This is a genomic window from Pseudidiomarina salinarum (assembly GCF_000753715.1).
Taxonomy (GTDB): domain Bacteria; phylum Pseudomonadota; class Gammaproteobacteria; order Enterobacterales; family Alteromonadaceae; genus Pseudidiomarina; species Pseudidiomarina salinarum.
In genome coordinates this window covers 128,021-154,290 of sequence record NZ_JPER01000006.1, presented here as the reverse complement: position 1 = coordinate 154,290, position 26,270 = coordinate 128,021, and the positions used below count along the sequence as shown (strand labels likewise).

21 protein-coding genes are annotated in these 26,270 nt (G+C 54.6%); 9 read left to right on the top strand and 12 right to left on the bottom strand.

Annotation, left to right across the window (positions count from 1 at the left end; translation table 11 throughout):
• Nucleotides 1-161 precede the first annotated feature (161 nt).
• Nucleotides 162-866 (bottom strand): DNA polymerase III subunit epsilon, encoded by a 705-nt coding sequence (gene dnaQ, locus IDSA_RS10825; RefSeq protein ID WP_034776811.1) that lies wholly within the window; start codon nt 864-866, stop codon nt 162-164.
• 101 nt (nt 867-967) lie between these two features.
• Here dnaQ and rnhA point away from each other — a divergent pair, with 101 nt between their 5' ends.
• Entirely contained in the window at nt 968-1,441 is a 474-nt protein-coding gene (gene rnhA / locus IDSA_RS10820) for a ribonuclease HI (RefSeq protein WP_126760562.1), read from the top strand.
• Here the strand turns inward: rnhA and IDSA_RS10815 are convergent.
• Both IDSA_RS10815 and IDSA_RS10810 read right to left on the bottom strand, forming a co-directional pair.
• Nucleotides 1,426-1,827 (bottom strand): rhodanese-like domain-containing protein, encoded by a 402-nt coding sequence (locus IDSA_RS10815; protein ID WP_232221300.1) that lies wholly within the window; start codon nt 1,825-1,827, stop codon nt 1,426-1,428. The genes rnhA and IDSA_RS10815 overlap by 16 nt on opposite strands.
• Nucleotide 1,828: 1 nt before the next feature.
• Complete coding sequence (locus tag IDSA_RS10810) at nt 1,829-2,557, bottom strand: methyltransferase domain-containing protein (RefSeq protein WP_051986243.1); 729 nt, start codon at nt 2,555-2,557, stop codon at nt 1,829-1,831.
• A gap of 52 nt (nt 2,558-2,609) precedes the next feature.
• Here IDSA_RS10810 and gloB point away from each other — a divergent pair, with 52 nt between their 5' ends.
• Nucleotides 2,610-3,323, top strand: a complete 714-nt coding sequence (gene gloB, locus IDSA_RS10805; RefSeq protein ID WP_051986242.1) for a hydroxyacylglutathione hydrolase — start codon at nt 2,610-2,612, stop codon at nt 3,321-3,323.
• 71 nt (nt 3,324-3,394) lie between these two features.
• The gene (locus IDSA_RS10800) at nt 3,395-4,987 is read left to right on the top strand and encodes a lytic transglycosylase (RefSeq protein WP_034776809.1); all 1,593 of its coding nucleotides are present in this window, start codon (nt 3,395-3,397) and stop codon (nt 4,985-4,987) included.
• 4 nt (nt 4,988-4,991) lie between these two features.
• Here IDSA_RS10800 and ligA read toward each other — a convergent pair whose 3' ends face one another.
• The 3 genes from ligA to smc are packed head-to-tail and all read right to left on the bottom strand — an operon-like array spanning nt 4,992 to nt 11,391.
• Nucleotides 4,992-7,004: an NAD-dependent DNA ligase LigA gene (gene ligA, locus IDSA_RS10795; protein ID WP_034776806.1), complete on the bottom strand. Its 2,013-nt coding sequence runs from the start codon at nt 7,002-7,004 to the stop codon at nt 4,992-4,994.
• Nucleotides 7,005-7,009: 5 nt separating this feature from the next.
• Nucleotides 7,010-7,894 carry a cell division protein ZipA gene (zipA, locus tag IDSA_RS10790; protein WP_034776804.1) on the bottom strand — a complete coding sequence of 295 codons (885 nt, stop codon included), beginning with the start codon at nt 7,892-7,894 and terminating at the stop codon, nt 7,010-7,012.
• Nucleotides 7,895-7,914: 20 nt separating this feature from the next.
• Nucleotides 7,915-11,391 carry a chromosome segregation protein SMC gene (gene smc, locus IDSA_RS10785; RefSeq protein WP_034776801.1) on the bottom strand — a complete coding sequence of 1,159 codons (3,477 nt, stop codon included), beginning with the start codon at nt 11,389-11,391 and terminating at the stop codon, nt 7,915-7,917.
• Nucleotides 11,392-11,581: 190 nt separating this feature from the next.
• On the opposite strand from smc, the gene cysZ reads away from it, so the two are divergent.
• The 3 genes from cysZ to rimO all read left to right on the top strand — a co-directional run bounded on the left by cysZ (nt 11,582) and on the right by rimO (nt 14,749).
• Entirely contained in the window at nt 11,582-12,313 is a 732-nt protein-coding gene (gene cysZ / locus IDSA_RS10780; RefSeq protein ID WP_034776798.1) for a sulfate transporter CysZ, read from the top strand.
• On the top strand, nt 12,313-13,275 hold the full coding sequence (gene corA, locus IDSA_RS10775; protein ID WP_034776796.1) for a magnesium/cobalt transporter CorA: 963 nt from the start codon (nt 12,313-12,315) through the stop codon (nt 13,273-13,275). Before cysZ ends, corA begins: the two co-directional genes overlap by 1 nt.
• Nucleotides 13,276-13,357: 82 nt before the next feature.
• Nucleotides 13,358-14,749 (top strand): 30S ribosomal protein S12 methylthiotransferase RimO, encoded by a 1,392-nt coding sequence (rimO, locus tag IDSA_RS10770; protein WP_034776793.1) that lies wholly within the window; start codon nt 13,358-13,360, stop codon nt 14,747-14,749.
• 14 nt (nt 14,750-14,763) lie between these two features.
• Here rimO and rmuC read toward each other — a convergent pair whose 3' ends face one another.
• Both rmuC and IDSA_RS10760 read right to left on the bottom strand, forming a co-directional pair.
• Nucleotides 14,764-16,071 (bottom strand): DNA recombination protein RmuC, encoded by a 1,308-nt coding sequence (gene rmuC, locus IDSA_RS10765; RefSeq protein ID WP_051986241.1) that lies wholly within the window; start codon nt 16,069-16,071, stop codon nt 14,764-14,766.
• A complete protein-coding gene (locus tag IDSA_RS10760) occupies nt 16,064-17,575 on the bottom strand; it encodes a fumarate hydratase (RefSeq protein WP_034776791.1) in 1,512 nt (503 codons plus the stop codon). The genes rmuC and IDSA_RS10760 overlap by 8 nt, the downstream gene beginning before the upstream one ends.
• Nucleotides 17,576-17,682: 107 nt before the next feature.
• On the opposite strand from IDSA_RS10760, the gene pabB reads away from it, so the two are divergent.
• From pabB to IDSA_RS10745, 3 genes are read left to right on the top strand one after another with little or no spacing between them, the layout of a single operon-like run.
• Complete coding sequence (gene pabB, locus IDSA_RS10755) at nt 17,683-18,990, top strand: aminodeoxychorismate synthase component I (protein ID WP_051986240.1); 1,308 nt, start codon at nt 17,683-17,685, stop codon at nt 18,988-18,990.
• On the top strand, nt 18,987-19,580 hold the full coding sequence (locus IDSA_RS10750; RefSeq protein WP_034776789.1) for a CoA pyrophosphatase: 594 nt from the start codon (nt 18,987-18,989) through the stop codon (nt 19,578-19,580). The genes pabB and IDSA_RS10750 overlap by 4 nt, the downstream gene beginning before the upstream one ends.
• A 9-nt stretch (nt 19,581-19,589) precedes the next feature.
• Nucleotides 19,590-20,963, top strand: coding sequence for an L-serine ammonia-lyase (locus IDSA_RS10745; protein ID WP_034776786.1), 1,374 nt, complete (start codon nt 19,590-19,592; stop codon nt 20,961-20,963).
• 26 nt (nt 20,964-20,989) lie between these two features.
• On the opposite strand, the gene secD is transcribed toward IDSA_RS10745, so the two are convergent.
• From secD to cysB, 4 genes are all read right to left on the bottom strand, one after another.
• Complete coding sequence (gene secD, locus IDSA_RS10740) at nt 20,990-23,515, bottom strand: protein translocase subunit SecD (protein WP_034776785.1); 2,526 nt, start codon at nt 23,513-23,515, stop codon at nt 20,990-20,992.
• 71 nt (nt 23,516-23,586) lie between these two features.
• Nucleotides 23,587-23,973 carry a hypothetical protein gene (locus tag IDSA_RS10735; protein ID WP_126760518.1) on the bottom strand — a complete coding sequence of 129 codons (387 nt, stop codon included), beginning with the start codon at nt 23,971-23,973 and terminating at the stop codon, nt 23,587-23,589.
• 95 nt (nt 23,974-24,068) lie between these two features.
• On the bottom strand, nt 24,069-25,262 hold the full coding sequence (locus IDSA_RS10730; RefSeq protein WP_034776850.1) for a GGDEF domain-containing protein: 1,194 nt from the start codon (nt 25,260-25,262) through the stop codon (nt 24,069-24,071).
• 31 nt (nt 25,263-25,293) lie between these two features.
• Nucleotides 25,294-26,268, bottom strand: coding sequence for an HTH-type transcriptional regulator CysB (gene cysB / locus IDSA_RS10725; protein WP_034776780.1), 975 nt, complete (start codon nt 26,266-26,268; stop codon nt 25,294-25,296).
• Nucleotides 26,269-26,270: the final 2 nt, after the last annotated feature.

Below are 26,270 nucleotides of genomic sequence, written 5' to 3'. Positions count from 1 at the left end.
TTCTAACCAACTGAACTACCGCTCCACGTTTCCTGATTCGGGGATTTCCGGGTGGGTACCCCCTGAATGCGGAGCGAATATTACGAGCGCGGCCTGCAGTCGTCAACCTTTTTTTCAGTAATTCGGACCGTTTGCCTGATTTTCACTCAAATTAGCCGGTTTCAGGCATTCCAGAGTGGCGGAACACCCGTATCAGCAATAACTTTCAGCCGCTCTTCGTGCGCCTGAAGTTCGCTGTCGGTGGCACGGACAACTTTCAGATCGGGTTTATTGGTTACCGGGGTCCAGCCTGCCGTTCCCTGTGCCTGTTGCTGAGCTTTGGTCTGGGTTGCCAGTTCCAGTTTGGTCTGGCCGCCGGTCATCAGCAAATAGACATCGGCCAGTAACTCAGCATCCAGCAAGGCCCCGTGGAAGGTCCGGTTGGAGTTATCAATGCCAAAGGCGCGGCACAGCGCATCCAGGTTGTTCTTCTGCCCCGGGCGGCGTTCACGCGCCAGGCTCAGGGTATCCAGTATGGCGCAGTAATCCCTGGTGCGACCGAGCCCTTTATTGAGTAAGGCAAATTCATGGTCGATAAAGCCGACGTCAAAGGCGGCGTTATGAATCACCAGTTCAGCACCATCGATAAACTTCAGAAAATCATCGGCAATCTCAGAAAATACTGGCTTATCCTGCAGAAATTCATTGGTAATGCCATGCACCTCAATCGCGCCCTGCTCGACCATGCGCATCGGATTAATATAGGTGTGGAAGGTACTGCCGGTTGGTTTGCGACCGATCAGTTCGACCGCGCCAATTTCAATGATGCGATGCCCCTGCGCGGGATCAAGACCCGTGGTTTCAGTATCAAGTACAATCTGCCGCATAACTATCCCTATAACTATTCTTTTGCTCAAACAGCTCTTTACTAATGGATTTCCACTGGTCACTATACCGCATATCAAATAGCGACTGGCTGGTTTTAGTTATTATGCAGCAGAAGACTGTGCACATCTACACTGACGGCTCCTGCCTGGGAAATCCGGGCCCGGGTGGTTATGGCATCGTGATTGAATATGGGGATCACCGCAAGGAGCTGTCGCAGGGCTATCAGCTGACCACCAACAACCGCATGGAAATGCTGGCGGCGGTTAAGGCCCTGGAAGCCCTGAAGCGCCCCTGTAAAGTGATTTTGACTTCGGATAGCGATTACATGCGCCAGGGTATTAAAACCTGGATCCACACCTGGAAACGCAACGGCTGGCGAACCTCCGCCCGCAAGCCGGTAAAGAATGCTGATCTGTGGATGGCGCTGGACGAAGCCAGGCAGCGCCATGATGTGACCTGGGAATGGGTTAAGGGCCATGCGGGCCATCCGCAAAATGAGCGTTGCGATGAATTAGCCCGCGATGCCGCGACCTCGGATAACCTGTTACCCGATGAAGGCTATACGTCGTCCTGACCGGTTACCTGGGCATACTTTGCTTCATCCCAGGCCTGCATGCCGCCGGCCACCGAAATAACCTTGTCAAAGCCCATGCGCTGCAATGACTCAGCGGCCAGGGCCGAGCGACCGCCGCTGCGGCAGATAAGATAAAGCGGCTCGGCCGCCATTTTCTCTAAGGCATTGTCATAGCCCGCCACGTCCGGGTGCTGATGCAACTGCATTTCAAGCACGCCCCGCGGCATATTTACGGCGCTGTGAATATGCCCCGCTGCGTATTCTGCCGGCTCACGCACGTCAATAACACGCACCCCGTCGGCGGTTTTGCGGTTTAATTCATGAACATCAATTTCTTCTACGTTGGATCGTGCCTGCGCACATAATTCGCTTGCTGTTAACATCATTTCACTCCATTCGGTTAGCCAGTGGCAGCGCGTTATTCAGCCGGTGCTGCTGCTTTTTGCGATAGCGGACCAGCGTTAACGGAAACTGCCGCTTGCGGGCGACCATAAAATACATACTACCCAGTTGCGGAATTCCCCGCGCCAGTGTTGCCAGCCCACGATCAGCCGGCGTCAGTGACTCAATGAGTAAACTGGGCGCCAGATAGCCAGTTTCGACCACTTCAAAGTTTAGCAGAGCCAGCCAGTCGAGCATCCTCGCTTTGGTAAAGTAACGACCGCGCCAGGGATAACGGTCAACCTGTGTTGGCCAGAAGCCTGTCAGCAGCGCCGGACATAAGGGGTTAAAACCGGCCAGTAACAGGTAGCCGTCGGCGATCAGGCTACGGGCGACCTCCCGCAGCACCTGGTGCGGGTCGCGCTCAAACTCCAGCTGCGCCACCATCAATACGGCATCAAGCGAAGCCTCAGCAAATGGCAGGTATTCAGGTTCAGCGTACACGTCAACCTGCCCGGATGACGCCAGTGAGAATTGATGTTTTATATGCAGTTTAGGCAGCTGCAACTGGCCCGAGAGCTGTCCGATGCGGGCCAGATGATAACCGAAAAGTTTGCCACAATGCGGCGTCAGCACCGCTTCCACATGCTGTCGCAGCCAGTTGCCGTGCGGTAACTGCTGCCAGCTGTGCGGCGCCTTTACAGACTTTTCACCCAATGCGGGTTTTAACATCATCGCGGTACACCTGTATACTAAGGTCAAATTGAGCAAATAACAGACGACTATTATGCATGTTACTGCGATACCTGCCCTGGATGATAACTACATTTGGGCCATTCAGCCACAGGCGGATGCCGATGCGGTCATCGTCGATCCGGGTGAAGCCCAACCGGTTCGTGACTGGTTGAAGGATAATGGCGTTGGCCTGGCGGCTATTCTGATCACCCATCACCACTGGGACCACACCGATGGCCTGCTTCCTTTGCTGGAAGATTACAATGTGCCTGTTTACGGTCCGGACAATCCGGATATCAAGGGGATCACTGAACGCTTAAAGCATAATGATAAGGTCACGCCCGCCGGGCTGGATGCGGCGTTCCGCGTGCTGGCAACCCCCGGCCATACGCTGGATCACATCAGCTTTTATAGTCCGGGTTATTTATTTTGTGGTGATACCCTGTTCTCAGCTGGCTGCGGACGCATGTTCGAAGGCAAAGCCGGACAGTTTTTTAACTCACTGCAATTATTTACTGAACTTCCCGGCGATACACGCGTCTATTGTGCCCATGAATACACCAGCGCTAATCTACGCTTTGCGCGGGCGGCGGAACCAGGTAACCAGAAAATCATCGACTATCAGCAGCAAGTGTTAAGCTGGCGCGCTGAAGGTAAGATTAGTTTACCCAGTACCATCGACCTGGAATTACAGGTTAACCCGTTTCTGCGCGCCGAAAACGCTGACGAATTTGCCGAGTTACGAGAGTGGAAAGACCGTTTCTGATCTCGTACACTGCGCTCAAATAACCACAACAACTATCGGAATCCTGTTTCCGCTTTTGAGGACCCTGTTGCATGACTAAATGGTTACTGCTGGCACTTAGTGCGAGTTTACTTGGAGGCTGTCAACTTACCAGCGCCCCTGAGACACAAAATCCACCCGCCACGGCAGCAACAGAACAGCCTTTAGTCGAGGTACCAGCTCCGGCGGACCTGCCGGCTGCGCCGTTAGTGCTTGAGGAGATTGCCGAAGTCGAAATTCCGCCTCAGGCCGAAGCCGATATCTGGCACCGCATCCGCCGGCAGCTGACGATGGAAGCGCCGGAACTTCCACGCCTGGTGAATCAACGCAACTGGTACCTCCGCAACCCGGCCTATATGGAGCGCGTGGCCAAACGCGCCGCTCCTTTTATGCACCTGATTGTGGACGAGATCGAACGCCGCGGTATGCCGCTGGAACTGGCGCTGCTACCTATAGTTGAAAGCGCGTTTGATCCTTTTGCCTATTCCCATGGCCGCGCGGCGGGCATCTGGCAATTTATTCCCGGCACCGCCCGTCATTATGGCCTGGATATTAACTGGTGGTATGACGGTCGCCGTGACGTGCTGGCGGCAACGAACGCAGCGCTTGATTATCTGGACGCCTTACAAAAACGCTTTGATGGTGACTGGTCGCACGCCCTGGCCGCCTACAATTCAGGTGAAGGCCGGGTAGCCAATGCCATCCGCAAGAATAAAAGGGCCGGTAAACCAACGGATTTCTGGTCACTGGATTTGCCACGCGAAACCAGAGCCTATGTACCTAAACTACTGGCACTGGCCGATATCCTTAAGAACCACGATACTTACGCCTATACCTGGATACCCATTGCGAATGAGCCCTTTCTGGCCATCGTTGAAGCCAAGAGCCAGATCGATCTGGCGAAAGCGGCTGAGCATGCCGGACTGGACTTAGATACCCTGCACCACTTCAACTCCGGCTATAACCGCTGGGCAACCGACCCAAATGGGCCGCACCGGCTGCTATTGCCGGTGGAGAACGCTCGTTCTCTGCAGGACTGGCTGGAAAGCGCCGATGCCAAAGAGCTGGTGCGCTGGACCCGCCATAAAGTGAAATCCGGCGAGAGCCTGCTGGTAATTGGCCGCAAATACCACACCACGGCCAAGGCTATCCAGCAGGCCAATAATCTGCGCAGCCATATTATTCGCGCCGGCGATTACCTGCTGATTCCGGTCGCGACCCGCGAGCTGAATGATTACAACCTCTCTGCGGAAAGCCGCTTAGCCAGCACCCAGTCGCAGGAACGCGGTGAATATAAGGTAGAACATCAGGTGGTCAGCGGTGACACCCTGTGGGATATCAGCCGCCGTTACAGCGTTAATTTGCGGGCGCTGGCCAAATGGAATGGTATGGCACCCACCGACCCGTTGCGGCCGGGCCGGCAACTGGTGGTGTGGTTACCTGAAAAGCAGAAGCCGTCGGGAGTGGTGCGCAGCGTGAGTTATAAAGTGCGATCCGGTGATTCACTGGCCCGCATTGCCAACCGCTTCAGTGTCACTATCGCGGACATTGAAAAGTGGAACCAGATTAGTCGCTCGAACTATCTGCAGCCAGGCCAGCAACTCAAGTTGATGGTTGATGTGACCCGCCTGAACTCACAAAGCTAACCTGTTACTGAAGCAGTTTCTGCAAATCGTCTTCGCTGAGCACTGGCACCCCCAGTTGCTCAGCTTTAGCCAGTTTGGAGCCGGCATTATCACCGGCAACCACCGCCGTTGTTTTAGCTGATACGCTACCGGAAACTTTGGCACCTCGCGCCTGCAGAGCCTGCTTAGCCTCATCGCGGGTCATCTGCGTCAGGGTGCCGGTCAGCACGTAGGTATTGCCGGCCAGGGTTGCTTCACTGGTAGCCAGTTTTTCTACCGCTGGCCAGTTTACGCCCAGCTCCTGCAGTTCACTGATAACCTGCTGGTTGTGTTCCTCACGGAAAAACTGGTAAATATGACTGGCTACGACCGCCCCCACGTCAGGCACTTCTTCAAGTTGCTCCGGGGCCGCCTGCATTAAGCTGTCGAGTTCCGCAAAATGGACCGCCAGATTAGCAGCGGTCGCTTCGCCGACCTCACGGATCCCCAGCGCATACAAAAACCGTGGCAAGGTGGTTTCTTTACTGGCGGCTATGGCCGCGGCAATATTTTCCGCTGATTTTTCGCCCATACGTGGCAGGTGGGCCAGTTCGCGCGCCCGCAACCGATACAAATCAGCCGGCGACTTCAGCCATTCCCGCTCGACCAGTTGCTCAATTAATTTATCGCCAAGGCCATCGATATCCATGGCTTTACGCGACGCGAAATGCTTGAGCGCTTCTTTTCGCTGCGCTGCGCAAATCAGGCCGCCGGTACAGCGGGTAACAGCCTCACCTTCGGCCCGCTCCACATGCGAATCGCAAATCGGACAACGATCGGGAAACTCAATAACCTGGGTGTCATCGGGCCGCCGATCGTGTAATACCTGCACCACCTGCGGAATCACATCACCAGCACGGCGAATGGTGACCACATCACCGATCCGAATATCCAGGCGCTCAATTTCGTCGGCGTTATGTAAGGTTGCGTTGGATACCGTCACCCCGCCAACGGCCACCGGCTCAAGCCGGGCCACCGGCGTTATCGCACCGGTGCGGCCAACCTGAAAATCCACGCCACGGATGGTGGTTATCTCTTCCTGCGCCGGGAACTTCCAGGCTATGGCCCAGCGCGGTGCGCGTGATACAAACCCGAGGTCATTCTGTAGCGGAATCGAGTCGACTTTGATCACCACGCCGTCGATTTCGTACCTTAAGGCATCGCGGCGTGACAGGATATCCTGGTAATAGCCATGGCAGGAGCCGCCATCAGCAACCCGTTTCACTTCGTCACTGACTGGCAGGCCCCAGCTTTGCAGCTGTTGTAGCCGCTCATAGTGGCTGTCGGCCAGCGTCGTCCCGGTACTGACCACGCCCATACCATAGGCATAAAAATGCAATGGCCGCTGCGCAGTAATCGACGAGTCCAATTGCCGCAAGCTGCCGGCGGCGGCGTTGCGCGGGTTAGCGAAAACCTTTTCGCCACGCGCCAGCGCTTGTTCGTTGTAGCGCTCGAACGCCTTAACCGGCATAAAGACTTCGCCCCGCACTTCAAGACGATCGGGATAATCCCCTTCTAGCTGCAACGCCAGATTGCGAATGGTCCGCACATTGGCGGTAATATCCTCGCCAGTCTGACCATCGCCCCGGGTAGCGCCACGCACCAGCACACCGTGCTCGTAAAGCAAGCTTACCGCCGCGCCATCAAGTTTCGGTTCACAACAGAAAGCGATCTCGCTGCTACTGTCGAGACGATCTTTAATGCGCTCCACAAAAGTGCTGAACTCATCTTCAGAAAAGGCGTTATCCAGCGATAACATGGGCGTTTCGTGCTGGACCTGACGGAATGAGGTAAGCGGCTTACTGCCTACTTTCTGGGTTGGCGATTCGCTGCTCAGCAGCTGCGGGTGTTCCGCTTCCAGTTGTTGCAGCTCACGGAACAGCCGGTCGTACTCAGCATCAGGAATGGATGGCTCATCAAGCTCATAGTATTCACGGTTATAACGGGTTATCAGCGCCCGCAGTTGCGCCGCGCGTTGGGCTGCGTTGTTATCAGTCATAGTAATTAATGCCGGATCAGGCGTTTACGTTCAAATTCCCGGATGCGCTGGTGAATATGCTGCAACGCTTGCCGGGTTAAAGGGTTCCGCTGTTCATCCAGCACCTGACCTTTATCCACTGCCGCAGCCAGTTTTACCGCCGCGTTATGCATCATGGTAAAGGCCTGAGTCGAGTTGCCCTTAATCGGCAGCGCCAGAAATAGTGCGACGCCCTCGGTGTGGAAGGTTTCAATATTGTCGATATCGAAGGTGCCGGGCTTAAACATATTCGCCAGACTAAACAGCACCGGACCGTTACCGGCGGTATCGACATGACGATGGAAAATATCAAAGTCGCCGTACTTAAAGCCCAGTTCCGTCATCTGCTGCAATAACACAGCGCCCTGAATATCACCGGTCACATGCAAGGCAATCACTTCTTCCGGCTCTTCAGTCAGGATGGGCTCATCGTCATCACGATCAAGGGGTAAGTCCATGCTCTGTTGCGCAGGCTGGCTGACCGTTTCGGTTTTCTCAGGCTTTGGCTTTTCGGTTTTAGCTGGTTTTGCCGCGGGCTTTTCCTGCTGCTGCACAGGATCAGGCTCGGCGCTGACCGATGGCAGTTCAACATCGTCGTCATCGTTACTGGCGCGCATTTTCGGGGTGCTGGTGGCGGGCGCTGCGCCTTCTCTGGCTTCTTCTGCGCGCGGTTTTTTAGCGACCACCCGCACCGGTCCGATACCATCACCGTCGAAGCTGTCTGCATCGGCCTGATGGCGTTTCTGTTCAATGGTAGACACCCGCTCGCGTTGCTTTTGCTCATTACGGCGGATAGTCCACATACCGTGGGCGACGATAGCGATAATCAGCACTAATCCAATCACGCTGAAAACAATTTGCATCATGGTCATGTCTTGTAACTATCCTCTCATCAGGACGCTTCGGTGAGAGCCACCGCTTCGTCAATATCCACCGCGACTAGTCGTGATACGCCAGCTTCCTGCATAGTCACGCCAGCCAGATGCGATGCCATTTCCATTGCCACTTTATTATGGCTTATATAAATAAACTGCACTGTCGCTGACATTTCTTCCACCAGGCGACAAAAACGACCCACGTTGGCATCATCAAGGGGCGCATCCACTTCGTCAAGTAAACAAAATGGCGCCGGATTTAACCGGAATATAGCAAATACCAATGATAAAGCGGTCAGCGCTTTTTCACCACCTGAAAGCAGGTGAATTGTACTATTTTTCTTGCCCGGCGGCCTTGCCATGATAGTGACACCGGTTTCCAGCAAGTCGGCGTCGGTCAGTTCCAGATAGGCACTGCCTCCGCCAAACACTTTCGGGAACAATTCCTGTAACCCCAGATTAACGGCGTCAAAGGTGGCTTTAAAGCGTTGCCGGGTTTCTTTATCTATTTTTCTTATCGCCGTTTCCAGTGTTTCCAGCGACGACACTAAATCCTGGTGCTGCTGATCAAGGTAATCTTTGCGCTCAGCGAAAGTTTCCGCTTCTTCAATGGCGGCCAGGTTGATGGCACCCAGGCGCTGTATCGCGTTCTGTAACCGATCCAGCTCAGTCTGCCAGGTTTTTTCATCCGCTTCGTCCGGCAATTGCTCGAGTACGGGTTTCAGGGGTTGGCGCATTTCCTGCAATACCGCCAGCACATTCCGGCTGCGTTCCTGCAGGGCTGCCATTTCCAGTTGCGAACTCTGCAGTTTTGCCCGGGCTTTTTCGATCTGGCTTTCGACACCCTGCGCGCCGGTACTTAATTCGCGCAACTGCGATTCAAGTTCACTGACCTGATTAGCTTGCTGCCGGCGGCTTTCCTCAGCCTGCTCGCGCTGCTGCAACAGCTCTTCGAGTTGCAGCGCCAACACTTCAAGTTCTTCGTGCTGGCCGGCGTCAGGCTCTGATAACAAGCTCAGTTGCTCCCGGGCCTGTTCATGTTGCTGGTTAACCCGTTGCAGCAAGGTATTGATGTGCTGCAGCTGGGTTTCTATTTGCTGCTGCTGCATCGTCAGCTGCTGCAAATGCTGCTGCCGCTGTTGCATGGCGTCGCGCAGTTGCTGACGCTGTTCCTGCAGTTGCGTGCGCCGCTGCTGCCAGTCGGCATCATCATCAGTAACGCTGCCCTGATCAGCCAGAACTTCAGCCTGCATGGCCAGTTCTTCCCGTTCCACGGCGACCGTCTCCAACTGCTCGCGCAGTTGCTGCTGCCGTTCGCTGTTGAGCTTTAATTTGTCAGTGAAACTCCGCTGCTGTTGTTGCTGCCAGCTGTTTTTCTCGGCCAGTGCCGCGACTTCTGCCTGAACCTGGCTGTAGGCTTCACGTTGTTGCTGTAACTGCTGCTGCAGTTGCGCCAGTGCGTGCTTACTTTGCTCAAGTTCGCTGTTTATTCCGTTAAGCTGGGTGCCGAACCCCTCAAGTTGCTGTTCCAGTTCATCAAGTTCAGCTTGCTGCAGCAATTGGCTGTCGGTTGCGGCAATGCGGGCTGACTGATAACCAGCCGCCGACCAGAGCTGCCCTGACGGAGTCAGCACCATGGGCCACACTTTTGTTTGCAGCAAGGCCTGAGCTTCTGCTTCATCGGCAGCAAGACCAATCTGCTGCAACCATGGCCACTGTTGCAAAGCGCCGCCAAGCTGCGCAGCCAGTGAGCCAGCCACCGCCGGTTCGTTGCCGAGTACCACCAGGCGTGCGCCGAGCTGCGCGGGCCAGTGCGATGGTGGAGTTTCCACTACCCAGGCATCCAGCCAGGGCGCCACCACCTGTTCCGCAGCCAGCTGCCAGTCGCTTGCCACCTGCAGCATGCTTCTGACCTGCCCCAGTACCGGCACCGCCTGATCCCGCAGCCAGTCGCCGACCGCTGCCGGCCAGTCATCGCCCTGCGCTGCCGCCAGTAAATGCTGCAGCGAGCTCTGCCGGCCAAGCGCCTGCTGCTGTTGCTGCTGAAGCTGCTCGCGCTGGGTTTGCAGTAATTCGCGGTGCTGCTCCAATTGCTGTTGCTGCTGAGTCTGTTCAGCTATGGCCGCAGCCAGTTCATCCCGCACAGTGGTTTTTGCGGTCAGTTCATCGGCGCTTGCCGGGTCGGCCGCCGATGCCAGTTCCTGCTCAAGTTCAACGCGTTGTTGATCCAGTGCCGCCAGATCATCCTGTAGCCGCTGTAACTGATGTTCCGCCCGCTCACCGGCTAAACGGACTTGCTGTTCCTGTTCACGCTGGCGCTGCTGACGGTCGAGATAATTCTGGTAGTCATCCTGCCATTTCACCCAGGCCTCTTCATGGGCCTCGAAGCGGTCCGCCGCCAGCTGGTAATCCTGTTCAGCAATTTCCAGCTCGGGTTGCAGCTGTTGCTGCTGTACCTGCAGATCAACCTGCTGCTGCCGGTCATCCTCTTTGGTCTTATTCAACTGGCTCAATTCATGACTGAGTTGCTGCCGGCGCTGCTCGCGTTGCTGCAACTGATTCCGCTCAGCCTGCAGCTGGTGCTCGGTACGGGTAATCTCGTTGCCAAGCTGGTAATAGCGCTGCTGAATCACATCCAGCTGCTCTTTGGCGTCCGCCACCTGCTCGCGCAGTTCGGTGGTACCGCGTTCGCTGCCGCGTTGTTCTGCCAGCCAGCGCTCGAGTTCAGTTTCCTGTTGCTGAATGGTGGTGCGAATTCGTTCCGCCTGACTCTCCAGTTGCAACCAGCGCAATGCCTGCAGTTCAGCTTTAACTTTGCGTTCCTGGCCTTTCAGATCTTTATACCGGCGCGCCGCAGCAGCCTGACGCTGCAACTTATCCAGCTGCGCGCCAAGTTCGTCACGAACATCGGTCAGACGATCCAGATTGTCCCGGGTATGTTGGATGCGACTTTCCGTTTCGCGGCGGCGCTCTTTATATTTTGAGATGCCCGCGGCTTCTTCCAGAAACACCCGCAGCTCCTGCGGCTTGGATTCGATCAGCCGCGAAATCATACCCTGCTCAATAATCGCGTAGCTGCGGGGCCCGAGGCCGGTACCCAGAAACAGGTCGGTGATATCACGCCGCCGGCATTTGCTGTTATTGAGGTAATAATTGGATTGCCCGTCGCGGGTCACCAGACGTTTCACCGCGATTTCGGCATAATTAGCGTATTCGCCCTGGATGCGGCCGTCGCTGTTATCGAATACCAGTTCGACACTGGCCTGCGAGACCGGCTTGCGGGCGGTTGAACCGTTGAAAATAACATCGGTCATGGCATCGCCACGCAAATTCTTCGCTGAGCTTTCACCCAACACCCAACGCACGGCATCAATCACGTTGGATTTGCCACAGCCGTTCGGCCCGACTACGCAGGTCATCTGATGAGGAAATGGAACCTTGGTGGGATCAACAAAAGATTTGAAGCCGACCAGTTTTATGTGCTTGAGCCGCATCGGGTTATTATCGTTATCTATGTGGTTCGTTGATGGCAGTTATCTGACCGACATTAGCAGATATTACGCAATTTTGTAATATCCGGAAAGATTCATGCATGCTTACAAAATGCATCATTTTTATCGCAAAATCGACTGTATAATGACACAGCAAATCAGGTTTACCGAAACAAATAAAGGATAACGCAGCATGAGCCAACCGGTACCCAATGATTTTGGCGGCAGCTATGTCGGCCGCGGATTCGAACTGGCGTTTCAGAAAGGCGTACGGCGCTATGTACTGATCCCTTTAAGTATCAATATTATTCTGTTCAGTATCGCGATTCACGCCATTTTTCATTATACCGGCATTTGGGTGGCGGATTTGATTGAATGGTTACCCGGTTGGTTAGAGTGGCTTGAAATCATCCTCTGGCCGCTTATTGTGATTGCGGTGCTTCTGGTCTTCGGGCTGCTTTTCACCAGTGTCGCCAATATTATCGCTTCGCCCTTTAACAGCTTGCTGGCCGAAAAAGTTGAGTATCGCCTGACCGGCGTGAAGCCGCTCGACGGCGGTGTGAGTGGAATGATTAAAGATATTCCCCGCACTATCGGCCGTGAATTTCAGAAGATCCTCTATTTTATTCCGCGCGCTATCGGCTACGGGCTGCTGTTGTTGTTTGTACCCATCATCGGACAGGTGCTATGGTTTCTGTTCGGTGGCTGGATGATGACCATACAATATGCGGATTATGCTTTTGATAACCACAAAATCCCGTTTGACCGGATGCGCTATCAGCTGCGTCAGAATCGTGGGCTGAGCTTATCATTTGGCGTAATAGTGGCGCTGCTGGCGTCTATACCCATCGTTAATTTAGTTATGATTCCGGTTGCGGTCTGCGGCGCGACAGCCATGTATGTGGACCATTTGCAGGAGGCTTAATGATTCGGTTATTTGAAATTAAAGACGGCAAGATCTGTGAAATCTGTAAGCTCGAAGGCGAACAAAGCTTTTCGCTGGAAACCTTACGCTCAGCCGACTGGATCGACGCCCTGGAACCCAATGATAATGAACGCGAACAGCTTAGTTCGTTCCTGAGTATCAATTTACCTGAGTCCGATGAGATTGAGGAAATTGAAGCCTCTGCCCGTTGCTTTGTCGATCAGGCCGGGATCCACGTGCATTCGCTGTTCCTGGCTATGTCAGAAGGCCGCCACAATACCGTCACTGTTGCCACTATTCTGCAATCTGACCGGCTTATTACCATCCGCGAAACCGATATCGCCGATTTCCGCTTGCTGCGCTTGCGCGCCCGCAAGGGACAGGTGATCTGTAACGATCCGGACGGCTTACTGGTCACCATCCTTGACCAGAAAATTGAAAACCATGCCGACACCCTCGAGGACATTCACCGGCAACTCGAAGATGTCAGTCACCTGGTACTTGAAGATGAAGGTGCTGACCTCGAAGATGCCATCAGTAAACTGGCTAAACTTGAAGACAGTAACGGTAAAATTCGTTTATGCCTGATGGATACTCAGCGCGATATTTCGTTTTTGCTCAAGCAGTTCAAAGACCGTCCTGAATTAACTGAAGGCCTGCGCGAAGTGATGCGGGATCTCGACACCCTGATGGGCCATACCACCTTCCTGTTCGACAAAATCAACTTCCTGATGGATTCCACCCAGGGCTTCATTAACATCGAACAGAACCAGATTATTAAGACGTTCTCAATCGCCGCCGTGGTGTTCTTACCGCCCACACTGGTCGCCAGTATTTACGGTATGAACTTTGAATTTATGCCGGAACTCGACTGGTCACTTGGCTATCCGTGGGCACTCTTGCTTATGGTCGCCTCGGGCTTTGCGCCCTACTGGTTGTTCAAACGTAAAGGCTGGCTGTAACAAATAACAACTGCAGCAAGGACAAGAAAAATAGCGTAGAATAGCGCCCGTTTCGTTAATCCTCAGCAGAGAAGTTTTTTACATGACCGTGAATCAATACAACCCAGGCCAGCCAGCAGCCCCGGCGGCCCCATCCCCCGCGACAATGGATTCGTCAGCAAGCCAGCACCGAATTGGATTTGTCAGCCTGGGTTGCCCGAAAAACCTGGTCGATTCAGAGCGAATCTTAACGCAGCTGCGAACTGAAGGTTACGATATCGTCAACAGTTACGATAATGCCGACATGGTCATCGTCAATACCTGCGGCTTTATCGACAGCGCCGTGCAGGAATCACTGGACGCCATTGGCGAAGCCTTACATGAAAACGGTAAAGTCATAGTAACCGGTTGTCTTGGCGCCAAAGATAATGAAATCCGTGAAGTGCATCCTAATGTGCTGGCGATTACCGGCCCTCACGCTTATGAAGAAGTGATGGGGCACGTGCATAAATACGTGCCGCAGCCGCAACATATTCCGTTTGAAAATCTGGTTCCCGATACTGGCGTTAAACTCACGCCACGTCACTATGCCTATCTGAAAATATCCGAAGGCTGTAATCACCGTTGTACCTTCTGCATCATCCCGTCCATGCGCGGCGACCTGGTCAGCCGTCCCGTCGGCAGCGTACTTGATGAAGCCAAACGCCTGGCCAACGCCGGCGTCAGAGAACTGTTAGTGATTTCTCAGGATACCAGTGCCTACGGCGTCGATGTAAAACACAAGACAGGTTTCTGGGACGGCCAGCCGGTCAAAACCCGTATGCTTGAACTCTGTGCCGCACTTGGCGAATTAGGCATCTGGGTGCGCCTGCATTATGTGTATCCGTACCCGTCAGTTGACGAAGTCATCCCACTGATGGCGGCAGGTAAGATCCTGCCTTATCTGGATATCCCGTTGCAGCATGCCAACAAACGCATCCTGAAGCTGATGAAGCGCCCCGGTTCAGCCGAGCGCACCCTTGAGCGCATCCTGAACTGGCGTAAAATTTGTCCCGATCTGACTATCCGCAGCACCTTTATTGTTGGCTTCCCGGGCGAAACTGAAGAAGACTTTGAAGAACTGCTGCAGTTTCTGCGTGAGGCCCAGCTGGACCGTGTGGGTTGTTTCACCTACTCCGATGTCGAAGGTGCCAAAGCCAACGACTTACCTGATCCTGTGCCTGAGGAAATCAAGCAGGAACGCTATGAGCGTTTCATGCAGTTGCAGCAGGAAATCAGCGCCGCGCGGCTACAGCAAAAAATCGGCCGCACCATGACGGTATTGATCGATGAAGTTGACGCGGAAGGTGCTATTGGCCGCAGTTCAGCGGATGCACCGGAAATTGATGGGCTGGTTTATCTGAACGGTGAAACCGGCTTAGAGCCTGGTCAGTTTGTGGAAGTCCGCATTGAACACGCCGATGAATATGATCTCTGGGGTTCACTGGCCGGTTAACCGGCCAGCTTTACTCATTCAGCGCCATCATCCTCATCATCGCCCTGCCCCAGTAACTGCTGGTCGATTTTCTTCGAGCTTTGTACGCCAAGCTTACGGAAGTTTTCAACCCGCCCGACCAGGTTGCCGCGGCCGGTAGAAAGCTTGTTCATCGCCCCGTCATAGTTCTTACGGGCGGTGTCGAGGGCATTACCGATACGCTGCAGATCTTCAGTGAAGTTCACAAACTTGTCATAGAGTTTGGTCGCATCACTGGCGATGCGCTGGGCATTCTGATTCTGGTATTCATATTGCCAGATGTTATTCACCGTGCGCAGCGCCACCAGCAGATTGGTCGGGCTGACCAGCATGATGTTGTTATCCAGTGCCAGCCTGATTAACTCAGGATCGCGGTCCACGGCCAGCAAAAATGCGGGCTCAATGGGGATAAACATCAGCACGTAATCCAGCGTCCGGACACTATCCAGCTGCTGATAGTTTTTCTTACCCAGGCCTTTAATATGGTTCCGCAGCGATGTGACATGGTCATTGAGGGCGCTGTGACGATCATTATCATCATCGCTGTTGAAGTAACGCTCATAGGCGACCAGTGACACCTTGGAGTCGATGACCACGTCTTTATCGTTCGGCAGATGCACAATTACATCGGGTTTAAACGACTTACCTTCCTCATCGCGGTGATGGCTCTGGGTATCGTACTCATGCCCCTCACGCAGGCCGGACTGCTTCAGGATCCGCTCCAGCACCACTTCACCCCAGTTACCCTGAGTTTTGGTGTCGCCTTTGAGGGCCCGGGTCAGGGCTTCCGCTTCAGCGGCCATCTGTTTATTCAAATCCTTCAGGCTTGAAAGTTCGTTGGTCAGTGAGGCCCGTTGTTTGGTTTCCTCGGTATATTGCTGATCAACCTGCTTCTTAAACGCTTCCAGCTGCTGCCGGAACGGCGCCAGCGTGGTTTCCAGGGTCTGCTTGCTGCTGTCCTGCAGGCGCTGGGATTTTTGCTCAAAGATATGCTGCGCGAGGCGCTCGAATTCTTTCTTCAGGCGCTCTTCGCTGGCTTCCAGCAGCTTCTGCTTTTCATCAGCATGCTTGAGGCTTTCTTCCAGCCGTACCCGCGAGCCCTGGAGTTCAGCCTGCAGCTCGCCGCGCTCCTGCACCACCTGCTGATAATTCTGTTCAGTCAGCAGTAACCGTTGTTCCAGCTGTTGATTCTGGCTGAGCATCGCCTTGCGCGGCGCGCTGGCGATAACATAGCCGAGCAGCAGGCCAACCCCAAGGATTAGCCCCGCACCGGTTACCAGTTGCCACAGTTCAATTTCAAGCATCAGCGCCTTCCAGTTTCAGGCGCCAGATAGCCGGGCCTGTTTCATGAGCGTTTTCGCCCGTACTGTCTACCGCAACAGTAACGGGCATGTCTTCGACTTCAAATTCGTAAATCGCTTCCATTCCCAAATCTTCGAACGCAACCACCCGCGCTTTCTTGATTGCTTTAGCAACCAGGTAAGCCGCACCACCGACAGCCATCAGATACACCGCTTTATGCTGTCTGATGCTTTCTACCGTGGCGGGGCCGCGCTCGGCTTTGCCAATCATGCCCAGAATACCGGTTTTATCCAACATCATATCGGTAAACTTGTCCATGCGGGTGGCGGTCGTCGGGCCCGCCGGGCCAACGACTTCATCGCCAACAGGATCAACCGGGCCAACGTAATATATAAACTTATTGGTGAAATCGACCGGTAACGGCTCACCGCGATCCAGCATGTCTTTAATACGCTTATGGGCCGCGTCACGGCCGGTCAGTAACTTGCCTGACAGTAGCACGGTTTCGCCGGTTTTCCAGCTTTCGATATCAGCCTGGGTCACTTCATCAAGATTGACCCGCCGGGCATCGTCACCCAGTTCAAAGGTAATATCCGGCCAGTCTTCAAGTTTTGGTGGCTGCAGGTCAGCCGGACCGGAGCCATCCAGCACAAAATGAGCGTGACGGGTCGCCGCACAGTTCGGGATCAAGGTGACCGGCTTCGACGCCGCATGGGTCGGTACTGACTTAATTTTGACGTCCATCACTGTGGTCACGCCGCCCAGCCCCTGGGCGCCAATGCCAAGCTTGTTCACGCGTTCGTAAATTTCCAGCCGCAGCTCTTCTTCGGCGTTTTTTGGGCCACGTTCCAGCAGCTCCTGGATATCTACGGGATCCATCAGCGATTCTTTTGCCAGTACCGCTGATTTTTCAGCAGTACCGCCAATTCCCAGGCCAATCATGCCCGGCGGACACCAGCCAGCACCGAGTTTTGGCATGGTTTCAACAACCCAGTCGGCAATGGAGTCGCTGGGGTTTAACATCACCATCTTGGATTTATTTTCCGAGCCACCGCCCTTGGCAGCGATCATGACTTCGATCGTATCGCCGGCCACCATGTCAATGTGCACCACAGCCGGGGTGTTATCACCGGTGTTTTTACGGGCACCCGCAGGATCTGCAACGATCGAGGCTCGCAGCGGATTCTCCGGATTCAGATAGGCACGACGGGTACCTTCATCGACCATCTGCTGTACCGTCATATCGGTTTTGTCCCACTGCACGCCCATACCTACTTTCACAAAGCAGGTAACAATACCGGTATCCTGGCAGATTGGCCGGCGCCCCTGCGCAGCCATGCGTGAATTGGTCAGTACCTGGGCAATGGCGTTCTTAGCCGCTTCGCTTTGCTCTTTGTGGTAAGCCTGTTCCAGCGCCTGCACAAAATCGAGGGGGTGGTAATAGGATATATACTGTAAAGAATCTTCGATACTATCGATAAAATCCGCCTGCCGGATTACTGCCATAACAACCTCGGGGAAACTGAATCAAGAAGTGCGCGTATGATACCGTTTTGCATCCGCCCTGACCAGATATGGTATGCTTTAGGTCTTGATAGCTAAAAGGATTATCCGTGTCGTTAACCGCTGTAGTTTTGCCATTAACTGCGCGTCTGGCAACCCTGTTCGCCCGCTGCGCAGACGAACCCGGCGCTTTGTTGCTGGATAGTTGTGATGATCCTGCCGGTGAATATGATTTTATTTTTCGCCAGCCCGAACGACTCATTACCGACACCAGCCAATGGCCACAACAGCTCGCGCAAGCACTGGCGCAGATTCCAGCCTATGACGGCCCCGACCAACTGCCATTTCAGGGCGGCCTGGCCGGTGCCTTTAGTTACGACGCGGGCCGCGCACTCGAAGTGCTGCCCGAGATAGCTACTGACGATATCCCGCTGCCGGATCTGGCAATCGGGGTCTACACCCAGGCACTGATGCAACGGCGTTCGGATGGCACCACCTGGCTGCTGGCACCACAAGATCAAATCGACGCACTCAGCGCCTTCTGGTTGGCTGACACCGACGCTGTCGCAGTGGTGTTTAAGCTCACTTCAGAGTGGCGCAGCAATTTGTCTGCCGAAGACTACGCTGAGCGGTTTCAGGCAATACAAAACTATCTGCTGGCCGGCGACTGCTATCAGATAAACCTGGCACAGCGATTTTCGGCAGATTTCTCCGGTGACCCATGGCAAGCCTATCTGCGCTTGCGCGAGCGCAACAACGCACCGTTTTCAGCTTTCATGCGCCTGGCCGACGGCGCCATCATGTCCCATTCGCCGGAACGATTCCTGGCGGTGGATCCGCTGGGTAAAGTTGAAACCAAGCCGATTAAGGGGACCCGCCCGCGCCATGCCGATCCCCGGCGCGATCAACAACTGGCCCTGGAGCTCGCCGCGTCAGAAAAAGACCGCGCCGAAAATGTCATGATTGTTGATTTACTGCGCAATGACCTCAGTCGGCTCTGTCTGCCGGGAAGCGTACAGGTGCCTAAGCTGTTCGCGGTAGAAACTTACCCCGCAGTCCATCATCTGGTCAGTACCGTAACCGGCCAACTTGCCGATGCGGGTCAGGCCACTGAGTTGCTGGCGGCTTGCTTCCCCGGTGGCTCAATTACCGGTGCGCCCAAAATTCGTGCAATGGAGATCATTGAAGAGCTGGAGCCCCACCGCCGCAGCTTTTACTGTGGCAGCCTGGGCTACTTCTCGCAGCACGGGCAGGCGGACACCAATATCGCCATTCGCACCCTGGTCGCGGCTCAGAATAAGATTTACTGCTGGGCCGGCGGCGGTATTGTAGCTGACTCGCAGTGCGCTGATGAATATCAGGAAACCCTGGATAAGGTTGCCCGGATATTACCGGTACTGGCGGAGCAGAACGCATGACCCGTGATGAATTCCTGCATCGCTTTTTTCTGCATAACGCGCCGATCGTGCAACGACCGACCCCCAAGCGCCTGCGCCCGGCAGCGGTGCTGATCCCGCTATGGGAGCGTGACGGTGAACTGCATGTTATCCTTACGCTGCGGTCGGCAAAGCTGCGTCATCATGCGAACCAGATTAGCTTTCCCGGCGGCCGGCAAGAGCCCGCTGATAAAAATTTGTACGAAACTGCCTTACGCGAAGCACACGAAGAAATCGGCCTGGATCCAGGCGACGTCGAACTCGTCGGCCAGTTACAGGATTACCCGGTAATCAGTAATTTTATGGTCCGCCCTTATGTTGCTTTTGTGAATCCGAGCGCCCCGCTGAAGGCTCAGGAGCGCGAGGTGGCGGAAATATTTACCGTGCCAATGCACCACGTGATGCAGCAACGCGAACATTTTGTCTACCGGTTACAGCGTTTTCTGTACGATCAGGTATACTTTATACCGTACCAGCACCGCAACATCTGGGGCGCCACCGCAGGTATACTGCGCGAGTTAGCCGATCATCTCTATCCCGAGCATCGCCCACTGTTCCGGTCACTAAATTAAAGAGGAATTATGATTAGCGTTTTTGATCTCTATAAAGTAGGTATTGGCCCGTCGAGCTCACATACAGTAGGCCCGATGCGCGCTGCTTATGACTTCCTGCACGCCGCTGACAAAGAAGTGGGTCTGGATAAAGCCGATAGTATGGTGGTTGAACTCTTTGGTTCGCTCGGTCAGACCGGCAAAGGCCATGGTACCGGTAAAGCCGTCATGCTTGGCCTGGCCGGTGAAAAACCTGAATCCGTCGATACCACGAAAGTAGAGGATTTTCTGAAGCAGGTCGACAGCACCCAGAAACTGTCGCTGTTGGGCAAGCATGAAATCACCTTTCCGCGCGAAGGCGCAATTGTATTTCACCGCCGCAAAACCAAACCCCGTCACGCCAATGCCATGGAGTTACGTCTCTATCGTGGTGATGAGGTGATCTATAAAGATCTTTATTACTCCATCGGTGGCGGTTTTATCGTCCGCGATGCCGACTTTGAAGAAAGCCTCGAAGAGGCCATTGAGCAGTCCAGCAAGCCCATCCCTTACCCGTTTGACAGCGCTGCTGACCTACTCCACCACTGCTCGGAGCATGGTATGCGCATCAGCTCGCTGATGCTGGCCAATGAAAAGGTGTTCCGTAGCGAAGAAGAGATCCGTGAGCGCCTGATGCACCTGTGGAAAACCATGGACGACTGTATCGCCCGCGGCATCCGCACTGAAGGCATATTGCCGGGTGGCTTAAAAGTACGTCGCCGCGCGCCCGGGCTCTATCAGCGCCTGAAGAACGAGCGCTCCACTGACCCTATGCAGGCGATGGACTGGGTTGATTTATTCGCCCTGGCGGTAAACGAAGAGAATGCCGCTGGCGGCCGTGTAGTTACCGCCCCCACCAATGGCGCAGCAGGTATTATTCCGGCGGTGATGAAATATGCTGACAAGTATATTGAACCGCTGGATGAAGAAACCGTCGTCCGGTTTCTGCTGACCTCGGCGGCGATCGGCATTTTGTATAAGAAAAATGCCTCTATCTCTGGTGCCGAAGTCGGCTGTCAGGGTGAAGTCGGTGTCGCTTGCTCGATGGCGGCCGGCGCCCTTGCTGAATTAATGGGTGGCAGTGTCAGTAATGTTGAGAATGCCGCTGAAATCGGCATGGAACACAATCTGGGCCTGACCTGCGACCCCGTTGGCGGATTAGTACAGGTACCCTGTATTGAGCGTAATGCCATGGGTGCGATAAAAGCGATTAACGCCGCCCGCCTGGCCCTGCGCGGTAGCGGCGATCACAAGGTGTCACTGGATAAAGTTATTAAAACCATGTGGGACACCGGCAACGACATGAAGACCAAATACAAAGAAACCGCCCGCGGCGGACTGGCGGTCAACATTATTGAATGCTGACCGCCAGCCGGCAAAAGCTGTCACGGTTAGGGCATAAGTTCCAGTTCTTTACGAATTTGTTCGTCCGTTGGCCGCAGTTGCGCAAGCCCTTTGCGCATGCGGCGCTGGCCCAGGTAATACAAGATGGGTGAGGCGATAAAAATCGATGAGCTGGTGCCTATCACGATCGCAAATAACATCGGCAGGGCAAAGCTTGCTACCGCAGCTCCGCCGGCGATGCCCATCGGCAACAAGGCCAGAAAGGTGGTCACCGAGGTGAACACGGTGCGGGTCAGCGTGGATGAAATGCTCTCATTCAGCAGTTCCAGCATCGGCTTCTCGGGGGTTTTGCGTATATTTTCACGTATGCGATCGAACACCACCACCTTATCGTTTATGGAATAGCCGATTAGGGCAAGCAGTGCCGCAACGGCCGTCAGGTTAAACTCGACCCCCGCGAGAACAAAAAAGCCGATTGTTTTAGTGAGATCCAACGCAATCGTCACTGTCGCTGCCAGTGCAAAATGGGATTCAAACCGAAACCAGAGATACACTAGCATGCCGCTGCCAGCCAACAGGATGGCAAGAATAGTGGCGTCGCTGAACCCCCCGCTAACTTTCGGACCAACCATGTCTACTTTCGGAAATTCCGCGGTCGGATCAATCGATGTGACGGCGCTCTTGAGCAAACTTACCTGCTCAGCTGTCGCGCCCGGTGTCTGATGCTCTGCTGGCATGCGGATGAGGAAACGGCCCTCGGATCCAACTTCCTGAATGGCTGTATCTTCCAGCTGGTTTGCCTGCAGCGTGTGGCGCAGGTGATCGACGGTGATCCCCTGAGTTTGCACCTCAACAACGGTGCCGCCGGTAAAATCAACGCCGTACTTCAGCCCCGGGTGCACAAAGAGCGCGATTGCCGCCAGCGAGAGCGCCGCCGACACCACCAGACCCATCACACGACCGCGCATGAAGTTAACGCCGCGCTCGCTGAGGCGATCCAGCCAGGCAATACCTGAAATCACCAGGGATTCTCGCTCACGCCCGCGAATACGCCACTCCATGATCAGACGGGTAACAGCAATGGCGGTAAACAGCGAGGTTAACAGGCCAATACCGATAGTGACCGCGAAGCCCTTGACCGGGCCGCTGCCAAACAGGAACAGCAGACTGACCGCGATCAGGGTAGTAAAGTTGGAGTCCATAATGGTGCTGTACGCCTTGCCAAAGCCTTCCCGGAGCGCCATCGCCGCTCGTTTACCACGGCGGGATTCTTCGCGGATACGCTCGTTGATCAGAATGTTCGCGTCCACCGCCATGCCGACCGTCAGAATAATCCCGGCAATGCCTGGCAACGTCAGGGTAGCGCCGAGCAGGCTCAGAATACCGAACACCAGACCTATGTTCACCGTCAGCCCGATACAGGCAATCAGGCCCCAGCGGCCATAAAGAGCAACCATGAAAGCAATCACCATACCCGCGCCGAGCAAGCCTGTGGTCAGGCCCATCTCAATAGCGTCGCTACCTAAATCGGGACCAACGGTTCGTTCTTCAATGACATACAAAGGCGCCGGTAACGCGCCAGCCCTAAGCATCAGCGCCAGGCTGTTGGCTTCCTTCGTGGTAAAAGCGCCACTGATCTGGCCGCTGCCGCCAGCAATTTCAGTGCGAATCACCGGCGCTGTGATCACTTCCTCATCCAGCACTATGGCCAGGAGACGACCGATGTTATCCCGGGTCATCTCGCCGAACTGCCGCGCGCCTTCATTATCGAGCTTGAAGTTAACCACGGGTTCGCCAGTCTCAGGATCAAACGCCATATGAGCATCGCGAATACGTTCGCCTGCCATGGCAACCCGTTCTTCCAGTTGATATTGTGCTTGTTCACCGGCACCTGGCAAGGTAAAGACCCCACCCCCGCTCTCCCATCCGTCAAGCGCCACCCAGTGAAAGGTCATTTTCGCTGTGGTGCCCAGCAGTTCGCGAATATCACTCGGGTCGGCAACACCGGGCATCTGCACCAGAATTCCGTCGCTGCCCTGGCGGGTAATGCTGGGGTCGACCAGACCGGTTTCGTCAAGCCGGCGGCGGACCACTTCCAGGCTTCGCTCCACTCCGTCCCGGGACAAATGCTCCCGCCACGTGTCAGTCAGGGTCAACACCAGGCTTCCGCCTTCCTGCTCAACATTAAACCGGCGCGCCCCGTCCGGCGTATCCGTTGCCAGCTTACGGGCAAGCGTCGCCGCTTCGGACAGCCGCTCAGCCTGACGCAGCGGTAGTTCGATCGCCTCATCAGTAACTTTCATGCGCCCGTAGTGAATCTCTGCTTGGCGCAACGACTTCGTCAGCTCATCGGCAATCGCCTGGTATTCGCTGGCAAACAACGCGTCGGTATCCACTTCCAGCAGTAAATGTGATCCGCCCTGCAGATCCAGCCCCAGCGACATAGTGTTTTGCTGATACCAGTCGGGCAACTTAGCCGACAAGTTTGGTGAAAGAAAATTTGGTAATGCGCTCAATAACCCCAGCACGATCACCAGGCCATAGACCACAGCCCGTGTCAGTAACGATTTCATAGGTAATCCTCAGGAAAACTTTTTTAAAACCAGGATGGCTGCCAAAGGCGCAGCCGCAATTCAATGGAGGATTACGCCAGTGGGGGCGCGCGTAGAAGCGGAATCAGAAAGCGGGTTGCAGATCGGGAATCCGATGCCTTCCCGGCAAGGCTATAAGTATTTCCACAATGACCAGGCCAGACGATAACCGAATTGCCGCACCACGAGTTGGGCACATCGCTGTCATCATCCCCTGCGGCATCTCGCTCGTCTTTGCTGAGCTGCGCCCGGGATGAATCACTGTGGATGGCAACGGTCAGCTCATCGAAGGTTCCGATAAACCCAAAATCCGTCGGCTTGGCAGAAGTATGCTGTGGGGTAACAGTAGACAGAAGCACAAACAGCAAGGCAAGCAGTGGCAGTGCTGCCAGAGGCATTCGGATCCGTTGAAGTACGGAATGATGATGTAAGTGCGACATGTTGCTGCCTTGTTTATACTCGCCCGATTATGCGGCGCGGATAAAATACAGTCAATGAGATTATTGCGCTCCCGCTTTAAGTCCGGCAACGGCTGTCATTCAGCACCTATCACCACCCGGTTCCGGCCGTCGCGCTTGCCCGCGTAAAGCATGCTATCGGCCCGCGTAATGAGGGCATCGAGGTCATCATCTTCAGCTTGCGCTATGGCAATACCGATGGTGACACTCAGATTCAGATCGCTCAGTTCATCGGTTAGCGGCAGCGCTTCAACATTGTTCTTTATGCGCTCTGCCACGGCTTGCGCATCGCTGGGGCTGGTATCGGGCAAAGCCACCACAAACTCCTCGCCACCAAAGCGCCCTATCACATCTGAGGGCCGCAGGGACTGCTCACAAACCTCGGCGATTTTAGTTAAAATGAAATCGCCGCGGGTGTGACCCCAGGTATCATTAACTTGCTTAAAGTGATCCACGTCGATCATAAACAGGCAGAAGGGTGTTTTTTCTATCTGAGCACGCTGTAACAACGCCGCGGCCCGCTTCATGAAATGGCTGCGGCTGTCGACTCCCGTCAGCGCGTCGCGCTCAGCCACCATGCGTAACTGCGCCTCCAGCGATTTCCGGTGCGCTATTTCCTTCATCATTTCACGATTCTGATCGCGCTCATCGTGCAGTAGCGCAAATTGCTTGCGCTGCAGAAACTCCAGCCGCAATAAGGCGCAGTAACCCACGACATTTGCCATAATCAGCAATAGCGCCAGCCGCAGCGCTCCAGCGGGTGAAATTCCCACGTAAAGCAACGCGATGACAAAAAAGCCCCCCGTTAAATAGAAGCTCGCCAGTGCGGCTACCGTCAATAAATTCGGTATCAGCAGGTAAAACGCCATTATCGCAACCACCACGGCGGTTATCTGGGTCGCGAGACTTTCAGGGCGCAACGGAATTATTAAGATAATTCCTGTCGCCAATATCCAGAGCGGCAGTGCATGCAACCAGGTGTTACGGGAATAGCCTCCGTGGCGGCCGATAATAAATGCGAGTAGCAGACAAAGGCTTATCACAGCAACGCGCATGGTAAGCAGCAGATAATACTCGCGGGTTAACCCCAGCAGGTTGTAGTCGGTAATGCCAAACATGGCAAACACCAATGCCACCAGAATTAACGCAAGGCGCGATTCAAACCGCACTCTCGTTGCAACGGAACTCCTGTATTCAAACTCTTTGCTATCGTCGCAGAACTGCCCGGTAAGCCAGTGGACGTTGTGTTGTTTTTGTTGTTGTTGTGACAAATTTACTTCCTCTACCGCCGGTGGCTGCAAGTCACCAGACCGGCAGTTCAATGCCGGCAAATAACTGATCAATTTCGTCCTGCGATTTAAGCGCCATAGCTTCATCCACTTTATTGCGAGTCAGATGCGGCGCAAAGCCTTCAATGAAATGATACATATAGCTACGCAAAAAAGTCCCCTTGCGGAAACCAATCTTGGTGGTGCTAGGGCCAAACAGATGCTGCGCGGGAATAGATACTAAATCGGTATCGACCTTTGGATCGTAGGCCATGCTGGCGATAACCCCAATCCCAAGCCCCATCCGCACATAGGTCTTAATTACGTCAGCGTCGGTGGCGGTGAATACGACTTCTGGTTTGATGCCGGCAGCACCGAAAGCCCGATCTAATTCAGAGCGGCCAGTGAAACCATGTACGTAGGTTACTATGGGATAGTCGGCCAGGTCGGTAATGCTTATCTGCAACTGTTTACTGAGCGGGTGATTGGCCGGCACAATGATGGAGCGATTCCAGTGGTAACACGGCAACATGATCAAATCGTGGTACAGGTGCAACGCTTCTGTGGCTATGGCAAAATCAGCCCGCCCTTTCGCGGCGGCTTCACTGATTTGTTCCGGCGAGCCCTGATGCATATGCAGGCTCACTTTCGGATAGGTGTGCATAAAGCGTTTTATGACCGGCGGCAGGGCATAGCGCGCCTGGGTATGGGTGGTCGCTATATTAAGCTTCCCCTGGTCCGGCTGTGTATGCTCATGGGCCACGGCCTTGATCGACTCACACAAGGAGAGGATCTGGGTGGCCACCTGAATAACCTCTTCGCCGGCGGGCGTCACATGAGTCAGATGCTTACCGCTACGACCGAAGATCTGGATGCCGAGCTCATCTTCCAGCATGCGCACCTGCTTACTGATGCCCGGCTGCGAGGTAAATAAGCTTTCAGCTGTCGCTGATACATTCAGATTGTGATTTAATACTTCGACGATATAACGGAGTTGCTGAAGCTTCATGG

Bases quoted from the DNA above. Each gene is read 5' to 3' on its own strand.
- dnaQ (WP_034776811.1), bottom strand. From the start codon at position 866: ATGCGGCAGATTGTACTTGATACTGAAACCACGGGTCTTGATCCCGCG.
- rimO (WP_034776793.1), top strand. From the start codon at position 13,358: ATGACCGTGAATCAATACAACCCAGGCCAGCCAGCAGCCCCGGCGGCC.
- IDSA_RS10745 (WP_034776786.1), top strand. From the start codon at position 19,590: ATGATTAGCGTTTTTGATCTCTATAAAGTAGGTATTGGCCCGTCGAGC.
- rmuC (WP_051986241.1), bottom strand. From the start codon at position 16,071: ATGCTTGAAATTGAACTGTGGCAACTGGTAACCGGTGCGGGGCTAATC.
- smc (WP_034776801.1), bottom strand. From the start codon at position 11,391: ATGCGGCTCAAGCACATAAAACTGGTCGGCTTCAAATCTTTTGTTGAT.
- cysB (WP_034776780.1), bottom strand. From the start codon at position 26,268: ATGAAGCTTCAGCAACTCCGTTATATCGTCGAAGTATTAAATCACAAT.
- gloB (WP_051986242.1), top strand. From the start codon at position 2,610: ATGCATGTTACTGCGATACCTGCCCTGGATGATAACTACATTTGGGCC.
- cysZ (WP_034776798.1), top strand. From the start codon at position 11,582: ATGAGCCAACCGGTACCCAATGATTTTGGCGGCAGCTATGTCGGCCGC.
- IDSA_RS10800 (WP_034776809.1), top strand. From the start codon at position 3,395: ATGACTAAATGGTTACTGCTGGCACTTAGTGCGAGTTTACTTGGAGGC.
- IDSA_RS10815 (WP_232221300.1), bottom strand. From the start codon at position 1,827: ATGATGTTAACAGCAAGCGAATTATGTGCGCAGGCACGATCCAACGTA.
- corA (WP_034776796.1), top strand. From the start codon at position 12,313: ATGATTCGGTTATTTGAAATTAAAGACGGCAAGATCTGTGAAATCTGT.
- ligA (WP_034776806.1), bottom strand. From the start codon at position 7,004: ATGACTGATAACAACGCAGCCCAACGCGCGGCGCAACTGCGGGCGCTG.
- IDSA_RS10735 (WP_126760518.1), bottom strand. From the start codon at position 23,973: ATGTCGCACTTACATCATCATTCCGTACTTCAACGGATCCGAATGCCT.
- IDSA_RS10810 (WP_051986243.1), bottom strand. From the start codon at position 2,557: ATGATGTTAAAACCCGCATTGGGTGAAAAGTCTGTAAAGGCGCCGCAC.
- secD (WP_034776785.1), bottom strand. From the start codon at position 23,515: ATGAAATCGTTACTGACACGGGCTGTGGTCTATGGCCTGGTGATCGTG.
- zipA (WP_034776804.1), bottom strand. From the start codon at position 7,894: ATGACCATGATGCAAATTGTTTTCAGCGTGATTGGATTAGTGCTGATT.
- IDSA_RS10750 (WP_034776789.1), top strand. From the start codon at position 18,987: ATGACCCGTGATGAATTCCTGCATCGCTTTTTTCTGCATAACGCGCCG.
- IDSA_RS10760 (WP_034776791.1), bottom strand. From the start codon at position 17,575: ATGGCAGTAATCCGGCAGGCGGATTTTATCGATAGTATCGAAGATTCT.